19 protein-coding genes are annotated in these 17,571 nt (G+C 39.9%); 18 read left to right on the top strand and 1 reads right to left on the bottom strand.

Going from position 1 to position 17,571, the window contains the following annotated elements; translation table 11 throughout:
* Positions 1-16: 16 nt before the first annotated feature.
* Positions 17-1,411, bottom strand: coding sequence for a DUF4153 domain-containing protein (locus tag HMPREF2867_RS03605; RefSeq protein WP_256263058.1), 1,395 nt, complete (start codon positions 1,409-1,411; stop codon positions 17-19).
* Positions 1,412-1,815: 404 nt separating this feature from the next.
* Between HMPREF2867_RS03605 and HMPREF2867_RS03610 the strand changes: the two genes are divergently transcribed.
* From HMPREF2867_RS03610 to HMPREF2867_RS03695, 18 genes are all read left to right on the top strand, one after another.
* Complete coding sequence (locus tag HMPREF2867_RS03610; protein WP_002886548.1) at positions 1,816-2,331, top strand: AmiS/UreI family transporter; 516 nt, start codon at positions 1,816-1,818, stop codon at positions 2,329-2,331.
* A gap of 24 nt (positions 2,332-2,355) precedes the next feature.
* Complete coding sequence (locus tag HMPREF2867_RS03615) at positions 2,356-2,658, top strand: urease subunit gamma (protein ID WP_002886558.1); 303 nt, start codon at positions 2,356-2,358, stop codon at positions 2,656-2,658.
* An 11-nt stretch (positions 2,659-2,669) separates the two neighbouring features.
* Complete coding sequence (locus HMPREF2867_RS03620) at positions 2,670-2,981, top strand: urease subunit beta (protein WP_002886559.1); 312 nt, start codon at positions 2,670-2,672, stop codon at positions 2,979-2,981.
* A 15-nt stretch (positions 2,982-2,996) separates the two neighbouring features.
* Positions 2,997-4,715, top strand: a complete 1,719-nt coding sequence (gene ureC, locus HMPREF2867_RS03625) for an urease subunit alpha (RefSeq protein ID WP_002886560.1) — start codon at positions 2,997-2,999, stop codon at positions 4,713-4,715.
* A 140-nt stretch (positions 4,716-4,855) separates the two neighbouring features.
* Positions 4,856-5,308, top strand: a complete 453-nt coding sequence (ureE, locus tag HMPREF2867_RS03630) for an urease accessory protein UreE (protein WP_002949549.1) — start codon at positions 4,856-4,858, stop codon at positions 5,306-5,308.
* On the top strand, positions 5,298-6,011 hold the full coding sequence (locus HMPREF2867_RS03635; protein WP_002889927.1) for an urease accessory protein UreF: 714 nt from the start codon (positions 5,298-5,300) through the stop codon (positions 6,009-6,011). The genes ureE and HMPREF2867_RS03635 overlap by 11 nt, the downstream gene beginning before the upstream one ends.
* A gap of 29 nt (positions 6,012-6,040) precedes the next feature.
* Complete coding sequence (ureG, locus tag HMPREF2867_RS03640) at positions 6,041-6,655, top strand: urease accessory protein UreG (RefSeq protein WP_002889928.1); 615 nt, start codon at positions 6,041-6,043, stop codon at positions 6,653-6,655.
* Position 6,656: 1 nt separating this feature from the next.
* Complete coding sequence (locus tag HMPREF2867_RS03645; RefSeq protein ID WP_070575889.1) at positions 6,657-7,496, top strand: urease accessory protein UreD; 840 nt, start codon at positions 6,657-6,659, stop codon at positions 7,494-7,496.
* Positions 7,497-7,499: 3 nt separating this feature from the next.
* Positions 7,500-8,477, top strand: coding sequence for a cobalt transporter CbiM (gene cbiM, locus HMPREF2867_RS03650; RefSeq protein WP_013990045.1), 978 nt, complete (start codon positions 7,500-7,502; stop codon positions 8,475-8,477).
* Complete coding sequence (locus tag HMPREF2867_RS03655; RefSeq protein ID WP_070575892.1) at positions 8,474-9,253, top strand: energy-coupling factor transporter transmembrane component T; 780 nt, start codon at positions 8,474-8,476, stop codon at positions 9,251-9,253. The genes cbiM and HMPREF2867_RS03655 overlap by 4 nt, the downstream gene beginning before the upstream one ends.
* Position 9,254: 1 nt before the next feature.
* The gene (locus tag HMPREF2867_RS03660; protein WP_070575895.1) at positions 9,255-9,971 is read left to right on the top strand and encodes an energy-coupling factor ABC transporter ATP-binding protein; all 717 of its coding nucleotides are present in this window, start codon (positions 9,255-9,257) and stop codon (positions 9,969-9,971) included.
* A gap of 165 nt (positions 9,972-10,136) precedes the next feature.
* A complete protein-coding gene (locus HMPREF2867_RS03665; protein WP_014633606.1) occupies positions 10,137-10,985 on the top strand; it encodes an amino acid ABC transporter substrate-binding protein in 849 nt (282 codons plus the stop codon).
* A gap of 159 nt (positions 10,986-11,144) precedes the next feature.
* On the top strand, positions 11,145-12,047 hold the full coding sequence (locus HMPREF2867_RS03670) for a MetQ/NlpA family ABC transporter substrate-binding protein (RefSeq protein ID WP_014633605.1): 903 nt from the start codon (positions 11,145-11,147) through the stop codon (positions 12,045-12,047).
* Positions 12,048-12,107: 60 nt separating this feature from the next.
* Positions 12,108-13,481, top strand: a complete 1,374-nt coding sequence (locus HMPREF2867_RS03675; protein WP_070575897.1) for a M20/M25/M40 family metallo-hydrolase — start codon at positions 12,108-12,110, stop codon at positions 13,479-13,481.
* Positions 13,474-14,541, top strand: coding sequence for a methionine ABC transporter ATP-binding protein (locus HMPREF2867_RS03680; protein WP_070575899.1), 1,068 nt, complete (start codon positions 13,474-13,476; stop codon positions 14,539-14,541). The genes HMPREF2867_RS03675 and HMPREF2867_RS03680 overlap by 8 nt, the downstream gene beginning before the upstream one ends.
* Complete coding sequence (locus HMPREF2867_RS03685) at positions 14,541-15,233, top strand: methionine ABC transporter permease (protein WP_013990052.1); 693 nt, start codon at positions 14,541-14,543, stop codon at positions 15,231-15,233. Before HMPREF2867_RS03680 ends, HMPREF2867_RS03685 begins: the two co-directional genes overlap by 1 nt.
* 121 nt (positions 15,234-15,354) lie before the next feature.
* Positions 15,355-16,563, top strand: coding sequence for a serine/threonine transporter SstT (gene sstT / locus HMPREF2867_RS03690; protein WP_070575902.1), 1,209 nt, complete (start codon positions 15,355-15,357; stop codon positions 16,561-16,563).
* Positions 16,564-16,713: 150 nt separating this feature from the next.
* The gene (locus HMPREF2867_RS03695; protein ID WP_002889951.1) at positions 16,714-17,562 is read left to right on the top strand and encodes an SAM hydrolase/SAM-dependent halogenase family protein; all 849 of its coding nucleotides are present in this window, start codon (positions 16,714-16,716) and stop codon (positions 17,560-17,562) included.
* Positions 17,563-17,571 lie beyond the last annotated feature (9 nt).

Genomic DNA, 17,571 nt, shown 5'->3' on the forward strand with positions numbered 1-17,571 from the left:
TTCCACTCTTTTTTTCTTATAAAATAAAGCTACCTAAGAGGCTAACGAGGGTGAAGCTGATAGTTGCATAAAATACAGCGAGACGGGTCGCCTGGATAGGCTTATAAAGTCTAATAAGTGTTAGGACACACCAAATAAAGAGTACTGTGACAAACCAACCTGATAGTAAGCGACGTGGCGTTACACCATAGAGTGCTATATAAACGCCAAAGAGTTTCCAGCCGGCGATAAGGGCAAAGAGGCTAGCAAAAGTAAAGAGTAGGGTACTCAACAAACGAAGCCCCTTGTGGGTGAAGAAGTTTTCTTTAGAAAAAATATAAATTCCAGCTAGGATTCCCAAGTTAAGGGTAGAGACTCGAACTAATTGCCAGAAGCCCTGAACAGCAATATGTGAGGCTTGATGGGCTGGAATGTTGACTTGGTTGAGAGAAAGGAGTTCTCCCATTTGACTAGTGGCAGTTAATATGAATAGGGCATAAGTAAGGCAGAGGCTTCCGAGTACGATATAAGCTGCTACTTTTGGAAACTGACGGGTTGTTTTAAGACGGCCTTCAAATCGTTTTTGACTAAGTGGCTTTTCTTTTGCCAAATAGGTTGCAATGAGTTGAGCAAAAAGTCCTAGAGCCAGAGGGATACTGGTTATTAAACGAGAGAACAATAATCCGTTATCCTTGAAGGTGATAGTGAAATCAAGTAGAGTAGCAAGTGTCTGGAAGAACTGTTGCCAAAGTTGTCCGAAAGCAGGCAAGACCTGACTAAGCTGACTAGCAGCGAATACAGTCAGTACCAAGGCAATAATGATACTAATGAGAATCATCCATTTGTGGTTCTGAACTGCGTGTTTTTCTTCTTCAGAGAGCTCTTGTTTAGGTGCTGTTTTATAGAGTAGTGTCCAGGCTCCGATAAAGAAATATTTCAGTGGGAAGATGCAGCTAGTGTATATGAGGTCTAGCCAAACCATAATTCCCAAACGGTATTGACTACTTTGTCCAGTACGTGCCATTAAGTAAAGGAGGATACTCGCATGAAGGCAAAAAATCTGAGTGCTCCCCCAGTTGTCGTGCAGACCCCAAAGACTAATTTGTAAACCTTGTAGTAGACTAGTGACCATAAATATTACCGATTCAAGTCGCATTCCCTTTGCTTTTCCACCTAATAGACGGCACCCCAGTTCAATCGTGCTTATCAAGACAAGGGTTGCTGGAAAGGCAAAGGAAAAATGGATCAAGTAAGTGACATATAGGAAGCAGGCCACGAGACAGGCGACAATCAGTCCCTTAATTTTCCAAATGTCTTTTGGTGAAAAATATTCCAAGAGTTTCTTGGTTCTGGTTTGAAGACTAGTCTTTTCGTCGGAATATTCCTGGGAGACTAGCTGTAAATTAGTAGTATAGTTATTTGTTTCCATCATAATTCTCCTTTTGGATGTTAGTCCAAAAAAGACTTTATCATAAAAAATGTTCGATTTTGTCACCCAACTGTAAAATTACTAAAAATAGGTCTATGGACTTAGGTCTGGAGAATGAGTTGGAAAAATAGGTGAGTAAAAAATATTGTGCTCACATTGAATGATAGATTGTACGGGCTATATTGTCAGAAACTGTCAAATGCTAAAGATAGTTTTTTAGAGATTAACTGTTTGTTTATCTGGGATTGAGCAAAGGACTTCAATCGAGGATCACTAAAGGTGATGTCATTTTTTGACACTATATGTTAGATTGACTACCATCTAAATGTTGCGAAATTTCTGAAAATTCGTTGACATGTGTTGTCAAAGTAGTATGATATTAACATAAAAAAACTTAGGAGGTTCTTATGTTAGGTGTCATCCTACTCTATGTTGGTATGGTTTTGATGAGTAATGGACTCCATCGTTTAGAGGGTATTCCTGATAAATCAAATGTTGTCATGAATATCTTTACGGGTGGTCTGGGTTTGATTCTCAACATTATTGTCATTGCTTACGGAGCTTGTACAGGGCAAGGCGCTGAATGGTTTTATGGTAGCGCTACTGGTCTTTTATTTGCTTTCACCTATCTTTACTCAGCGATCAATACGATTTTCGATTTTGATCAACGTTTGTATGGGTGGTTTAGTTTATTTGTGGCAATTAATACGCTACCAGCAGGGATTCTTTGCTTAACATCTGGATACGGTGGTAATGCTTGGTATGGTATTATTTGGTTCTTGTGGGGTATCCTATGGCTAACTGCCTTTATTGAAATTAATCTTAAGAAGAATCTAGGAAAATTTGTCCCTTACCTAGCTATTTTTGAAGGAATTGTAACAGCTTGGATTCCAGGGCTTTTGATGCTTTGGGGCAAGTGGTAAGCATTGATTTAAGGAGGAAAAACGATGCAATTGACAATGCGCGAGCAGGAAAAAATGATGATTAGCCTTGCGGCTATGATTGCTCAACGACGTAAAGACAAAGGAATCAAATTGAATCATCCAGAAGCAGTTGCTTTAATCACTGACTATGTGCTTGAAGGTGCAAGAGAAGGTAAAACTGTTGCCCAACTGATGGATGAAGCTCGCAATCTCTTAACACGTGAAGATGTTATGGAAGGTATTGCAGAAATGATTCCAATGATTCAAGTTGAAGCTACTTTTACGGACAGTACAAAACTGGTTACTGTTCATGATCCTATTCAGTAAGGAGAAGTGTAATGATTCCAGGTGAATACCATGTGGCGAGTGAGCCAATTGATTATAACGGTGGTTACGAAGCCATTAGTCTTGAAGTGAAAAATGTGGGTGACCGTGCTGCTCAAGTGGGTTCTCACTACCATTTTTATGAAGCAAACGAAGCTGGTCTTCAATTTGATCGTGAAAAGGCGCGAGGCAAACGTCTAGATATTCCAGCAGGTACAGCCATTCGTTTTGAGCCAGGTGAAACGAAAACAGTACAACTTATTGACTTTGGAGGGAAACGTCGTATTTTTGGTTTCAATAACAAGGTCAATGGTTTCTTAGACTAGAAAGAGGACAAATCGATGAGTTTTAAAATGGATCGTGAAGAGTATGCTCAACACTATGGACCAACTGTAGGGGATAGCGTACGTCTTGGAGATACCAATCTTTTTGCAGCCATTGAAAAAGACTTTACTGTTTATGGACAGGAATCTAAGTTCGGTGGCGGTAAAGTTTTGCGTGATGGTATGGGTGTTAGTGCTACGGAAACACGTGACAATCCATCAGTTGTTGATACCATTATTACAGGTGCAACCATCATTGACTATACAGGTATTATTAAAGCAGATATCGGTATTCGTGATGGTAAGATTGTTGCTATTGGTCGCGGTGGTAACCCAGATACAATGGACAATGTGGACTTTGTTGTGGGTGCTAGTACAGAAGCCATTGCTGCAGAAGGTTTGATTGTGACTGCTGGTGGTATTGACCTCCACGTACATTATATTTCTGCTGACCTTCCTGAATTTGGTTTGGATAATGGAATCACGACCCTCTTTGGTGGTGGTACTGGTCCCGCTGACGGTAGTAATGCAACAACATGTACACCAGGTAAATTCCATATTACTCGTATGTTGCAAGCTGTTGATGATATGCCTGCTAACTTTGGTTTCCTTGCCAAAGGTGTTGGTTCTGAGACTGAAGTGGTTGAAGAGCAAATTAAAGCTGGTGCAGCAGGAATTAAGACACACGAGGACTGGGGTGCGACTTACGCAGGAATTGATAATTCCCTTAAAGTTGCGGATAAATACGATGTTTCTTTTGCGGTCCACACCGACTCTTTGAATGAGGGTGGATTTATGGAAAATACTTTGGAATCTTTCCAAGGTCGTACCGTTCATACCTTCCATACCGAAGGTTCTGGTGGTGGGCACGCTCCAGATATTATGGTCTTTGCAGGTAAGGAAAATATTTTGCCATCATCAACTAACCCAACTAACCCATATACTACAAATGCTATTGGTGAGTTGTTAGATATGGTTATGGTTTGTCACCACTTGGATCCAAAAATCCCAGAAGACGTATCCTTTGCCGAATCACGTGTTCGTAAACAAACTGTGGCTGCAGAAGATGTTCTTCACGATATGGGAGCCCTTAGTATCATGACTTCAGATGCCATGGCAATGGGACGTGTCGGTGAAGTAGCAATGCGTTGTTGGCAACTAGCTGATAAGATGAAGGCTCAGCGTGGTCCACTTGAAGGGGATTCAGAGTTTAACGATAATAACCGTATTAAACGTTACGTGGCTAAATATACAATTAACCCTGCCATCACCAATGGTATTGCAGACTATATCGGTTCTGTAGAAGTTGGTAAATTTGCAGATTTGGTTATCTGGGAACCAGCACAATTTGGTGCAAAACCTAAGTTGGTGCTTAAGGGTGGTATGTTAACTTATGGTGTTATGGGTGACGCTGGTTCAAGTCTTCCAACACCTCAACCACGTATCATGCGTAAATTATATGGTGCTTACGGTCAAGCGGTTCATGAAACAAATCTTACATTTGTCTCTCAATATGCTTATGATCACGGTATCAAAGAAGAAATTGGTTTGAATAAGATTGTTCTTCCTGTTAAGAATACGCGTAACTTGACTAAGCGTGATATGAAGCTTAATGACTACGCTCCAAAAACAATCCGTATCGATCCACAGACCTTTGATGTCTTTATTGATGATGAGTTGGTTACTTGTGAGCCAATCCATACGACATCATTGTCTCAACGTTATTTCTTGTTCTAAGGAAAACGCTATATACATGAGGCTGGAATTTTTCCTCCAACCTCTTTTGTATTTTACAGCCATAACGTTTTTAGTACTTTATTAGGTTGCTATATGAGTCTGATGCTAGACTTTTAAAATGTAATAGAAAAGGAAAAAGTATGATTTTTACAAAAGTAGATGCTCTTGTTAAGGATATCGATGTGGACAAATACCATATTGAAACAGTCATTCTTTCGAGTGACGATCTTAACAAAAAAATTATTCGTGTGAAGAGTGATCATGGGAATGAATTTGGTATTCGTCTTGATAAGGGACAAAAATTGCAAAATGGATCTGCCTTTTTTATCGATGATCACCATGTCCTAGCTATTGGTGTTGAGTCACAGGATTTGATTGTCATCTCACCTAAAGATATGGATGAAATGGGAATCACAGCTCACATTCTTGGGAATACTCATAAACCAATTGAGGTGAAAGATGCCAAGATTTATTTAGAGGTTGACCCAGTAGTAGAGCAAGTCTTGACTCAAAAAGAGATTGCCTACACGATTGAAGAAGTGGTCCTTGATAAACCCCTACGCCATGTGAATTTAACTGCCCATGAACATTAATCCCTTTGCTAATGTGTCTTTGCAAGATTATCTTGAAATTGTGCAAATTGTCGATTCAACCTTTCCAATTGGATCATTTAACCACTCATTTGGGATGGAAAATTATCTGCGTGAAGACACTGTAACAGATGATAAAGGTTACGAAGAGTGGCAAGAAGCCTATTTAGCTAGTCAGTTTAAATATGGTGAAGGTCTTGTAATCAAACTGGTTTATGATGCTATGGTTACAGATAACATAGAGCAGGTTTGGCATTATGATAAGGTCTTGACAGTTTCGACGCAAGCGCGTGAAACAAGACAGGGGACTAAAATGATTGCTAAGCAAATGCTTCGACTCATTCAAAGGCTTCATGCTATTCCGGTATTGGATGACTATCAGTCTAAAATACGTAAGGGTGTGGTCTTCGGCAATCCAGCTATTGTCTTTGCGCTCTATGTGTTTAACAAGGGCTTGGGATGTAATGAAGCCATAGCACTTTATGGCTATAGCGTGATTTCGACGATGGTTCAAAATGCTGTGCGTGCCATTCCCCTTGGACAGTTTGCTGGACAGGAGATTGTTTTACGTAGCTTTTCGCAATTAGAAAAAATGACACAAGAAATTCAAGAATTGGATGCGTCCTACCTTGGGGCCAATACGCCTGGTCTTGAATTAGCTCAGATGAAACATGAAACACAGGTATTCCGCCTATTCATGTCCTAAAATATCAACAAGGTTGAGAGGAAAAAACAATGACAAAACGTACTGTAATTATTGGAGTTGGTGGACCTGTTGGTTCAGGTAAAACCCTTTTGCTTGAGCGTCTTACACGACGTATGTCCGACTTAAATTTAGCAGTTATTACTAACGATATCTATACAAAAGAAGATGCCCTTTTCTTGGCTAAAAATTCAAGCTTAGACGAAGACCGTATCATTGGTGTAGAAACTGGTGGGTGTCCTCATACTGCGATTCGTGAGGATGCCTCTATGAACTTTGAAGCGATTGAAACTCTTCAAGAGCGCTTTAATCATGATTTGGATGTTATTTTCCTTGAAAGTGGTGGAGACAACTTGGCTGCGACCTTCAGCCCTGATTTGGTTGATTTTACCATTTATATTATTGACGTTGCTCAGGGTGAAAAAATCCCACGTAAGGCTGGTCAAGGGATGATTAAGAGTGATTTGTTCTTGATCAATAAGACTGATCTTGCACCTTATGTTGGAGCCAACCTAGACCGTATGCGTGAAGATACCCTTCATTTCCGTAACGAAGATTCTTTCATTTTCACAAATTTGAATAATGATGACAATGTTAAGGAAGTAGAAGAATGGATTCGTAAGAATTTCCTACTAGAGGACTTGTAAGATGACACAAGCATATGATGGCTTTGTCCATCTTGGATTTTCAAACAGAAATGGTCGTACAATTTCCCACAAGAAATACCAAGAAGGCAACTCTCGAGTGTCGGCAGATAATTCAGATGACAATGGCGTTCCTTACTATTTCCTAATTAATATGGGTGGGGGCTTTGTCGAGGGTGAGCAGTATCAAGTGACCATTGATGTTAATAAAGATGCTCATGCCTTGGTGACAACTCAAACACCGACCTATGTTTACAAGTGTGAGAAAGGACAGTTGACACAACAGAATACGTCTATCACACTTGAAGAAAATAGTTATTTGGAGTACATGGCTGATGAAGTTATTCCATATTTAAAATCACGCTATTTCCAAACAAGTCGTATTGATATGGATAAGTCTGCCCACTTGATTTATTCAGATGGTGTAACGGCAGGTTGGTCTCATGAGGATTTACCGTTTCAATACCATTATTTTCGTAATTTGACACAAATTTACCAAGATAATGAACTTGTTTATAGCGATCAGACTCTCTTAGAACCTCAGAAACAAGATATGTTTAAACTTGGTTATTTTGAAGGCTGGCGTAATTACAATAGCTTGGTAATGGTGTCCCCAAATATTGACGAGGCTTTTGTTAAGGCTTTGCAGAAGTACTTAGAAGGGCTAAATCTTGAGTCTGATTTTGCCATTTCATCCTTAGATATCTCAGGTTTGGTGTTACGTATCTTAGGAAAAACTGCTGAGGATAATCGTCGCGTCATTTATTCTTGTGCAGACTATTTTAGACAAGAAATACATGGATTAACCCCTTTGAATTTGAGAAAAAATGATATGAGGAGATAAGAAATGCATATTCCTGAAAATTACTTAAGCCCTATGACTTGTGCGGCAATGGGGGCAGTTATGTTGCCTATTTGGTATAAGGCTGTCAAGGAAGTGAAGGTAAAGGTTGACACTGATAAAAAAACGATTCCTATGTTGGGAATCGGGACTTCCTTGTCCTTCCTTATCATGATGTTTAATCTTCCAGCCCCAGGTGGAACTAGTGCCCATGCTGTTGGGGCAGTGCTAATTGCTATATTGTTAGGACCTTGGGCCTCCTGTTTAGCAGTTAGTGTGGCTCTAGCTATGCAGGCTTTGCTATTTGGTGATGGTGGGATTTTGGCCTTTGGTGCGAATGCCTTTTGTATGGCTGTTGTCATGCCATTTGTGGGTTATGCTGTTTATAAACTCTTGAATAAGTGGACAAAGAACAGGATAATTGCTAGCTTTTTTGGAGGTTATATTGGAATTGTAGTTGCGGCCCTGACTGTTGCGGTTTTACTAGGAATTCAACCGATTCTCTTTAAAGATAGCAGTGGTAATCCGCTTTACAATCCATACCCTTTGAGAGTGACGCTTCCAGTAATGGGCTTGACTCACCTGCTTATCGGCTTGGTAGAAGGATTTTTCACAGCCGGTGTTCAAGAATTCATTGAACGTTTGAATATTGATAATACTCAGGAAATAACGACTAAAAAACTACGTCCTTTATTGCTCTTTATCCTAGCCTTAATTATCCTAACGCCACTTGGTTTATTGGCGACGGGAACAGCTTTTGCAGAATGGGATGTCAAAGAGTTGGTAGAAAAATTGTCTCATTACCATGTGGAAGCCCAAGCGCCAAAAGGAATGTTGAATGGTTTTTCATTCAATGCCCTCTTCCCAGATTATAGTATCGCAGGCATTCCAGAAGTTTTGGGTTATATCCTGAGCGCTGCCTCTGCTGTTTTGATTTTCTTCATCCTCTATCGCTTGATTTTCGGTAGAAAGGTTGAAAAATGATTCTTCCAGATTGGATGTCGGAAGAGCGCCCAGTAGTCACTAAAGTCGGTAGAAATAACTTTCTTATCCGGAATCGTCACCATCTGGAAGCTCTTCTTCAAAAGTTTGAAACGCATCCTTTAAAAGTAGCATCAGTCTTTCATCCAACAGCTAAGGTTTTACTTCTCTTTTTCTTACTGGTTTCAGTGGGAATTAGCCGAAATCTCACAGTTTTGTGGATTGTAGCCTTGTTTTTAGGAGCTGGCGTGACTTTTTTACCGCATTCGGTTTTAGTAAGAACTTTGAAAAAAACTGTAGTGTTGTTGATTTTCCCACTAGTTCTTTATCTACCGCATCTCTTACTTAGCGGAGGTCAATCGCTCTTTCTTTTTAGACTTCCTTTGATTGCCGTAGCCATTGCTTATTATTCAGAGACAAGTACAATAAGTGAGATGCTAGTGGCATTAAAAGGGTTGCATTTTCCTGATCTTGTTCTGCTCCAGTTAGATATCACCATAAAATATATTGATGTCTTTGGAAAACAATTAATGGATTTGCTCAAAGGGATTGAAGCACGAAGCTTTGGCGGCAACCATCGTTTCCGGATTGGAAGTAATATCTGGGGAATTTTATACCTTAAAGCTATACGCTATGGTGAGGAACTGACTCAAGCCATGGAAGCACGTTGCTTTGTTGGTGAGTATGTCAAGTCATCACAGTCATTCACATGGAAGGACTGGCTGGCCTTGATAGGTCTAGTAGCAATGATTTTAGGACAGATTCTGTTAGGAGGATGAGATGTTTCAATTGAAACAAGTGGCCTGTGCCTATGAACAAAAAAAGGTCTTTACTGGTCTTGATTTGGAGATTAGACAAGGACAATATGTGATGTTGATGGGGGAAAATGGGACTGGGAAATCAAGTCTTATCAGTTTATTAACTGGCTTCAAGCAGGAAGAATCTGGTCGCATTCTTTTCTTAGGGAAGGACCTCAAAGAATGGCTGAAGGACAAACGTCAAAAACGAGATTTTTATAGTCGCCTCGGAATCCTCTTTCAGGATGTGGATAGTCAGTTATTTAATAGTACTGTCTATGATGAGATTGCTTTTGGTCCTCGCCAGCTAGGTCTAACCGAAGAAGAAGTCTCACAGCGCGTTCAAGACACGCTATCCCTGCTTAAAATTGACGATTTAAGAGATCGCGTTCCCTATCAACTGTCTGGTGGAGAAAAGAAGAAAGTGGCTTTTGCCAGTATCATGGTAACTAATCCAGATGTGTATATTCTTGATGAACCCTTCAATAATCTTTCTAAAGAATATGAAGAATTTTTTAGGGAACTTCTACATGACCTTCATTCAGCTGGAAAAACTATTATCATGTCTGCTCACCACTTCAAGCACCTTCATCATGAAAAGGCTGATGTTCTTCTTTTCGAAGATGGCAAAGCTGATTTCTTTCCTGCCCAGGAAGTGCTCAGTAACCAGCAAGTAGTTGAGCGTTTGTCACATTATTAATAAGGATAAGTAGGAAATCGTTCTAGGTTTCCTACTTTTTTCTTTGTCAAACAATTGATATTTTTAGGTGATAGTATTTTCTTATCACCTTGATTATGTTTAAGTATTAGTTAAGCTTAGTGAATTCTGTTACAATAATAACAATCAATCTCAAAGGAGAGTATTATGAAACTTAAAAAAATTCTTGGAATTACGGGTGTAGCCATTGCTTCAGTAGCTTTGCTTGCTGCATGTTCATCTAAATCATCAAAAGAAGCATCTAAATCTTCAGGTGCTAAAGAAACAATTAACTTTGCCACTGTTGGGACAACAGCACCGTTCTCATATGAAGAAAACGGTGAATTGACTGGTTACGATGTGGAAGTGGCTAAAGCAGTCTTCAAGGACTCTGACAAATATGAAGTGAAATTCCAAAAAACAGAATGGTCTTCAGTCTTCACAGGTCTTGACTCAGCTAAATACCAAATGGCTGGGAACAATATCTCTTATTCAGAAGAACGTGACCAAAAATACCTCTTCTCATATCCAATTGGGACCACACCAGCTGTTTTGACTGTTCCAAAAGATAGTAATATTAAGAAATATGATGATATTGCTGGACACTCAACGCAGGTTGTTCAAGGAACATCGACAGCGACACAATTAACTGAATTTAACGATAAACATTCAGACAAGCCAGTTGAACTTAACTACACAAATGAAAATATTACACAAATGTTGACAAGTTTGAATGAAGGCAAGTACGACTTCAAGATCTTTGATGCACCAACTGTTAATGCAATCATCAAAAACAATAAATTGAGCAACTTGAAGACTATTGAGCTTAAATCTGATCAACAACCATACATCTACTTCTTGTTCGCAGATAACCAAAAAGACCTTCAAAAATTTGTAAACAAACGTTTGGAAGAACTCCAAAAAGATGGTACTTTGGCTAAATTGGCTGAAAAATTCCTTGGAAATAAAGATTATATTCCAACTAAAGACGCTTTGAAAGTTCCAAGCAAAAAATAAGAAAGGAGCTGGGAATGATTCTCAGCTTTTTTATATAATTAAAATCTAGGACAGGTTATAGCTAATAGCTATAGAGATATACAATTATAAACAATTTGATACAATTCTTATCCTATGGGATAATAATTTTATACTTAAAACAATTAAAGGGAGTTCGTTATGAAACTAAAAAAAATTCTCGGAATTACAGGATTGGCAGTCGCTTCAACAGTCGCTTTGGCTGCTTGTGGTGCTGGTGGTAATAAATCAGCTAAAGATGATAAAACTTTGACAGTTGGTATCATGACTTTGGATGATACAACTGAGCCATTGTGGGATAAAGTCAAAGAATTGGCTAAAGACAAGGGTGTTACTATCGAGTTGAAAGAGTTTACAGACTACAACCAACCAAATGAAGCCCTTAAAAACGGTGAAATCGATGTTAATGCTTTCCAACACATTTATTTCTTGAACAACTGGAACAAAGAAAATAAAGGTGATGTTGTTGCGGCAGCTGACACACTTCTTAGCCCAATCCACCTTTTCTCAGGTACTGAAAACGGAAAAGCTAAGTATAAAGATGTTAAAGAGCTTCCAGAAGGAGCTACAATCTCAGTACCTAACGATGGTACAAACGAAAGCCGTGCTTTGACACTTCTTCAAACAGCTGGTTTGATTAAGTTGGATGTTAAAGATGGTGAATTGGCAACTATCAAGAACATTTCTGAGAATCCAAAGAAATTGGATATCAAAGAAATCTCAGCTGAACAAGCTGCCCAAACTCTCTCATCAGTAGATGCAGCGGTTGTTAATAACTCATACGCACAACAACAAAACGTTAACTATGATACAACTCTCTTCCAAGAAGAACCAAGTCAAGATTTGAAAGATTGGGTTAACATCATTGCAGCTAATAAAGATTGGGAAAAATCAAATAAAGCTGATGCTATCAAGACTTTGATTAAAGCCTACCAAAACGATGAAGTAGCACAAATCATCTATGATGCATCTAACAAGGTTGACCTTCCAGCATGGAAAGGTGCCCCAACACAAGATCAATTGAAAGCTAATTCAAAGAAATAAGCTAAGGACAGAGGGCGTGTGAGAGCACGCCATTTTGTCGTGTATGAAGGAGACGATTTGATGGCATTTTCAAGTGAAGAAGAGCAGTTACGAAAATTTCGTAACGATGAAATTGCTCAGCACTATTTTGAAGTTTTGCGGACTTTGATTTCTAAAAAATCTATTTTTGCTCAAAATATTGGTCTCTATGATGTGGCTGCTTACCTTGGTGAGATTTTCTCTGGTGTTGGCGCAGAGGTGACAATTGACGAGACCTATACGGCACCTTTTGTCTTGGCGAAATTCAAGAGTCCAAATCCAGATGCGAAAACAATTATTTTCTATCAACACTATGACACTGTTCCTGCGGACAATGATCAGCCATGGACCGATGAACCTTTCCGTCTGACTGTTCGAAAGGGATATATGTATGGTCGTGGTGTTGATGATGATAAGGGGCATATTACAGCTCGTCTGACAGCCCTTCGGAAATATATTCGAGAAGTTGGTGATCTTCCTGTAAATATTACGTTTATGATGGAAGGTGCTGAAGAATCAGCATCAACAGACCTTGAAAAATATTTAGAAAAATACCGAGATGACCTTCTTCCAGCAGACCTATTGGTTTGGGAGCAAGGGAACCGAAATAGTAAAGGTCAATTGGAAATCACAGGTGGCAACAAGGGGATTATTACCTTTGACTTGTCTGTCGAGAGTGCTGATGTTGATATCCACTCTAAATTTGGTGCAGTGATTGAATCGGCGTCATGGTACTTGCTTAATGCTATCTCAAGCATGAGAGATGATCAGGGACATATCCTTATTGACGGCATCTATGAAAAGATTGTCCAACCAAACGAACGAGAGATGAATCTTATCGAAACTTATGCCATTGAAAATGCAGACAGTCTTCGTAGGATTTACGGCTTAAAACTACCCATTTTAGAAAGTGACCGCCGAGCGTTCTTGAAAACTTACTATTTTGAGCCTGCTCTTTCTATTGAGGGAATTTCAACAGGTTATCAGGGGCAAGGGGTTAAGACCATCTTACCAGCTCAAGCCAGAGCTAAGATGGAGATGCGTTTGGTCCCTGGCTTGACACCTGAGTACGTTTTGGAGTGTATTAAGGCTCACCTCAAAAAAGAAGGATTTGACCGTATCAAGGTAACCTTCACTCTTGGTGAAGAAAGTTATCGAAGTGATATGTCTGATCCAGCTATTGTTAATGTTATTGAGTTAGCAAAAGGCTTTTATGAAGAAGGTGTTGCTGTGCTTCCAACGGCAGCAGGTACGGGGCCTATGCATATGATTCATCAGGCTTTGGGTGTTCCTATGGCAGCCTTTGGTATAGGAAATGCCAACAGTCGTGACCATGGTGGGGATGAAAATGTCAGCTTAGCAGATTATTACACCCACATTGAACTAATTAAGGAGTTAATTGCAAGTTATGAGTAATGTCATTATTGATTTGAAAAATATTGATATCACCTTTACGCAGAAACGCCGCACTATTCAAGCGGTTAAGGATGTGTCTATCCAGATTGAAAAAGGTGATATTTATGGAATTGTTGGTTATTCAGGGGCTGGTAAATCTACCCTTGTGCGCGCAATCAATCTTTTGCAAGTGCCTACAGCTGGTAAAATCACTATCGGTAAAGATGTGACTTTTGCAGATGGTAAGGTCCAATTGTCGACAAAAGAATTGCGTCAGAAACGTCAAACGATTGGGATGATTTTCCAACACTTTAACCTTATGGCTCAAAAGACGGCTTATGAAAATGTAGCCTTTGCTCTTCGCCATTCTAAACTAAGCAATGAAGAGAAAGACAAAAAAATTCGTGGTCTTTTGGAATTGGTTGATTTGGCTGATCGTGCGGAAAACTATCCTGCACAATTGTCAGGTGGTCAAAAACAACGTGTAGCGATTGCGCGTGCCTTGGCTAATGATCCTGAAATCTTGATTTCAGATGAGTCTACATCAGCCCTTGACCCTAAAACAACTAAGCAAATTCTTTCGCTTTTGCAGGATTTGAATAAAAAACTTGGTTTGACAGTGGTTATGATTACCCATGAAATGCAAATTGTTAAAGACATTTGTAACCGTGTGGCTGTTATGCAAAATGGTCAACTTTTGGAAGAGGGCAGTGTTCTTGATATCTTCTCAAATCCTCAAGAAGATTTGACACAAGAATTTATTGAAACTGCTGCAGGGATTGAAGATGCCTTGGCTAAGATTAATGCACAACCTTTGGTGAAAAACTTACCAAGCTCAGCCCTTCTCGTTCAACTTAAATATGCTGGTTCTTCAACAGATGAGCCACTCTTGACCGAACTTTTCAAAGAGTACGGAGTTTCAAGTAACATCCTTTATGGTAACGTTGAGATTCTAGGTGATACTCCTGTTGGTGAATTGGTCGTTGTCTTGGATGGTGAAGCGAATCAGGTTCTTGCTGCTCAAAAAGCGATTGAAAATGCAGGTGTCAGCTTGCAAGTACTTAAGAAAGGAGCCCAATAATGGCAGATTGGATTCAACAAAACTTTCCAGATATTTATCGTATCGGTATGCAGGGGGTTAATTCTTGGCCAGACGCCATCTATGCGACTCTCTACATGACGGTTATTTCCTTCATCATTGGGGGACTTCTTGGTCTTGTTATGGGGCTCTTCTTGGTATTGACAGGTCCTCGTGGAGTTATTGAAAATAAATTTGTTTTCCAAATCTTGGATAAAATCACTTCAATCTTTCGTGCCATTCCTTTCATCATCCTCTTGGCGATTTTGAAAGGCTTCACTTACTTTATCGTGGGGACTAACCTTGGTATGACAGCTGCCTTGGTTCCATTGTCAGCTGCAACCTTCCCATTCTTTGCACGTCAAGTACAGGTGGTACTTGCAGATCTTGACCGTGGCGTTATTGAAGCAGCACAAGCAAGTGGCGCAACACTTTGGGATACGATTAAGGTTTACCTTAGTGAAGGGCTCCCAGAATTGGTTCGTGTATCAACCGTAACTCTGATTTCCCTAGTCGGTGAGACTGCAATGGCCGGTGCTATAGGTGCAGGTGGTCTAGGTTACATCGCCATCTACTATGGATATAACCGTTCAAGTACATCAGTTACCATTTTGGCAACTTTCTTGATTTTGATTTTGATTTTCCTTATCCAATTCTTGGGTGATTTCTTGACTCGTAAATTGAGTCATAAATAGGATTTGAGAGCCTGTTTGCTACAGGCTTTTCTCATGCCTTGACGATTTCAGATATTTATCATAGTATGGAAGCTATCGAATGCTTTATGGTTGGCTAACCATAAAAAGGAGTTAATGAGTTATGAAACGTTTTATTTCAACTTGGAATAGGACCAGTCTAATTAAGCGCATTGCCATTGGTGTGGTAGTGGGTGCTGTGCTTGGTTTGCTTGTTCCTAAGTTTACGGTTATTGGTCTCTTAGGAGACATGTTTGTTGGTGGCTTGAAGGCAATTGCCCCACTTTTGGTCTTTGCCTTGGTTGCCAATGCCCTTTCCCAAACGCGAGAAGGTCAACAAAGCAACATGAAGACAGTTATTGTTCTTTATCTCTTTGGGACCTTTGCGGCAGCTTTGACGGCTGTTATCTCTCACTATATTTTTCCAATTTCTCTGAAGTTGGGAGCAGCGGCAGCGACTAAAGCAACGGCACCTCAAGGTGTGGGAGAAGTCTTTAAAGATTTGTTGCTTAAGATGGTGGATAACCCTGTCAATGCCTTGGCTCAAGCTAACTACATTGGTGTTTTAGTATGGGCGGTTGTCTTTGGTTTCGCCATGCGAACAGCTAGCACTCACACGAAAGATTTGCTACATACCTTGGCAGAAGTGACTTCACAAATCGTTCGTTGGATTATTAACTTGGCGCCATTTGGTATCCTTGGTCTTGTCTTTAATACTATTTCTGAGAATGGTGTTGGTGTTTTGGCGGATTATGGTGTCCTAATCCTTGTTTTAGTGGGAACAATGGCCTTTGTTGCCTTGGTTGTTAATCCTATTATTGCCTTTGTGATGATGGGCAAAAATCCTTTCCCACTGGTTTTCCGTTGTTTGAAAGACTCTGGGATTACAGCCTTCTTTACTCGCTCGTCAGCAGCTAATATTCCTGTTAACCTTCAGCTTTGTAAAGATCTTGGTTTAAATCCTGATACCTATTCAGTTTCTATTCCTTTGGGATCAACTATTAATATGGCTGGGGCAGCCGTGACAATCAATGTCTTAACTCTTGCTGCAGTAACGACTTTGGGAATTCAGGTCGATTTTGCGACAGCACTCATTCTTAGTGTGGTTTCAGCTATTTCTGCCTGTGGTGCCTCAGGTATTGCTGGAGGATCCCTTCTATTAGTGCCAGTAGCATGTAGCCTCTTTGGTATCTCAAATGATTTGGCTATGCAAGTTGTTGGTGTTGGCTTTATCGTAGGTGTCATCCAAGACTCTTGTGAAACAGCCCTTAACTCTTCAACAGACGTACTTTTTACAGCAGTAGCAGAAAAGAGTCGTTGGAAGAAAGTATAGATAATTGTATAAGGTCGGCCTATTTGGCTGGCTTTTTGATTTTGGAGAAAACATAGTCAAAGACTATAGCTAGCTCAAGAATCTATCATCTTTAAAAAGCCCATAAAATATGGTAAAATAAACCGTTCAAAGAGAAAAGGTGAAACATTTATGACTAATAATTTATTGGTGCTTCAATCAGACTTTGGTTTGGTTGACGGTGCTGTTTCGGCCATGATTGGTGTGGCTCTTCAAGAAGAACCAAGTTTGGGAGTTCATCACCTTACACATGATATTACACCCTACAACACTTTTGAAGCTTCCTATCGTCTGTTTCAGACTGTCGAGTACTGGCCAAAGGGAACAACCTTTGTTTCGGTAGTTGATCCGGGTGTAGGCTCATCACGTAAAAGTGTGGTTGCCTTAACAAAGACGGGGCAATATATCGTCACACCAGATAACGGAACACTTTCTTATATCAAGAAGGATGTCGGTATCGTTGCTGTCCGTGAAATTTCAGAAGTTGAGAATCGTCGTAGTAATACGGAGCTGTCTTATACCTTCCATGGTCGTGATGTTTATGCCTATACAGGTGCCAAATTAGCTTCTGGTCATATCAGTTTTGAAGAAGTAGGTCCTGAGTTACCTGTGGACAAAATTCTAGAGCTTCCAGTGGTTGAAACCATCATAGAGGATAATTTGGTTCGTGGTGCAATTGATATTTTGGACGTCCGTTTCGGCTCTCTTTGGACCTCTATCACACGTGATGACTTTTATGCCTTGGAACCAAACTTTGGTGATCGATTCGAGGTGACCATCTTTAACAATGATATGTTGGTCTACCAAAATCAAGTTACCTATGGGAAATCTTTTGCGGATGTTCGTATCGGTCAGCCAATTATTTATATCAATTCCCTCTATCGTGTTGGCTTAGCCATAAACCAGGGGTCTTTTGCCAAGGCCTATAATGTTGGTGTGGGGTCTAACTGGCACATTGAAATTAAACGTTTAGGAGATTAAAGTAAGATT

The sequence above is a fragment of the Streptococcus sp. HMSC064H09 genome (genome assembly GCF_001812625.1).
Lineage (GTDB): Bacteria > Bacillota > Bacilli > Lactobacillales > Streptococcaceae > Streptococcus.

What these genes read in the sequence shown, in the direction of transcription:
- HMPREF2867_RS03605 (WP_256263058.1), bottom strand. Translation starts at nt 1,411, where the DNA reads ATGATGGAAACAAATAACTATACTACTAATTTACAGCTAGTCTCCCAG.
- HMPREF2867_RS03610 (WP_002886548.1), top strand. Translation starts at nt 1,816, where the DNA reads ATGTTAGGTGTCATCCTACTCTATGTTGGTATGGTTTTGATGAGTAAT.
- HMPREF2867_RS03615 (WP_002886558.1), top strand. Translation starts at nt 2,356, where the DNA reads ATGCAATTGACAATGCGCGAGCAGGAAAAAATGATGATTAGCCTTGCG.
- HMPREF2867_RS03620 (WP_002886559.1), top strand. Translation starts at nt 2,670, where the DNA reads ATGATTCCAGGTGAATACCATGTGGCGAGTGAGCCAATTGATTATAAC.
- ureC (WP_002886560.1), top strand. Translation starts at nt 2,997, where the DNA reads ATGAGTTTTAAAATGGATCGTGAAGAGTATGCTCAACACTATGGACCA.
- ureE (WP_002949549.1), top strand. Translation starts at nt 4,856, where the DNA reads ATGATTTTTACAAAAGTAGATGCTCTTGTTAAGGATATCGATGTGGAC.
- HMPREF2867_RS03635 (WP_002889927.1), top strand. Translation starts at nt 5,298, where the DNA reads ATGAACATTAATCCCTTTGCTAATGTGTCTTTGCAAGATTATCTTGAA.
- ureG (WP_002889928.1), top strand. Translation starts at nt 6,041, where the DNA reads ATGACAAAACGTACTGTAATTATTGGAGTTGGTGGACCTGTTGGTTCA.
- HMPREF2867_RS03645 (WP_070575889.1), top strand. Translation starts at nt 6,657, where the DNA reads ATGACACAAGCATATGATGGCTTTGTCCATCTTGGATTTTCAAACAGA.
- cbiM (WP_013990045.1), top strand. Translation starts at nt 7,500, where the DNA reads ATGCATATTCCTGAAAATTACTTAAGCCCTATGACTTGTGCGGCAATG.
- HMPREF2867_RS03655 (WP_070575892.1), top strand. Translation starts at nt 8,474, where the DNA reads ATGATTCTTCCAGATTGGATGTCGGAAGAGCGCCCAGTAGTCACTAAA.
- HMPREF2867_RS03660 (WP_070575895.1), top strand. Translation starts at nt 9,255, where the DNA reads ATGTTTCAATTGAAACAAGTGGCCTGTGCCTATGAACAAAAAAAGGTC.
- HMPREF2867_RS03665 (WP_014633606.1), top strand. Translation starts at nt 10,137, where the DNA reads ATGAAACTTAAAAAAATTCTTGGAATTACGGGTGTAGCCATTGCTTCA.
- HMPREF2867_RS03670 (WP_014633605.1), top strand. Translation starts at nt 11,145, where the DNA reads ATGAAACTAAAAAAAATTCTCGGAATTACAGGATTGGCAGTCGCTTCA.
- HMPREF2867_RS03675 (WP_070575897.1), top strand. Translation starts at nt 12,108, where the DNA reads ATGGCATTTTCAAGTGAAGAAGAGCAGTTACGAAAATTTCGTAACGAT.
- HMPREF2867_RS03680 (WP_070575899.1), top strand. Translation starts at nt 13,474, where the DNA reads ATGAGTAATGTCATTATTGATTTGAAAAATATTGATATCACCTTTACG.
- HMPREF2867_RS03685 (WP_013990052.1), top strand. Translation starts at nt 14,541, where the DNA reads ATGGCAGATTGGATTCAACAAAACTTTCCAGATATTTATCGTATCGGT.
- sstT (WP_070575902.1), top strand. Translation starts at nt 15,355, where the DNA reads ATGAAACGTTTTATTTCAACTTGGAATAGGACCAGTCTAATTAAGCGC.
- HMPREF2867_RS03695 (WP_002889951.1), top strand. Translation starts at nt 16,714, where the DNA reads ATGACTAATAATTTATTGGTGCTTCAATCAGACTTTGGTTTGGTTGAC.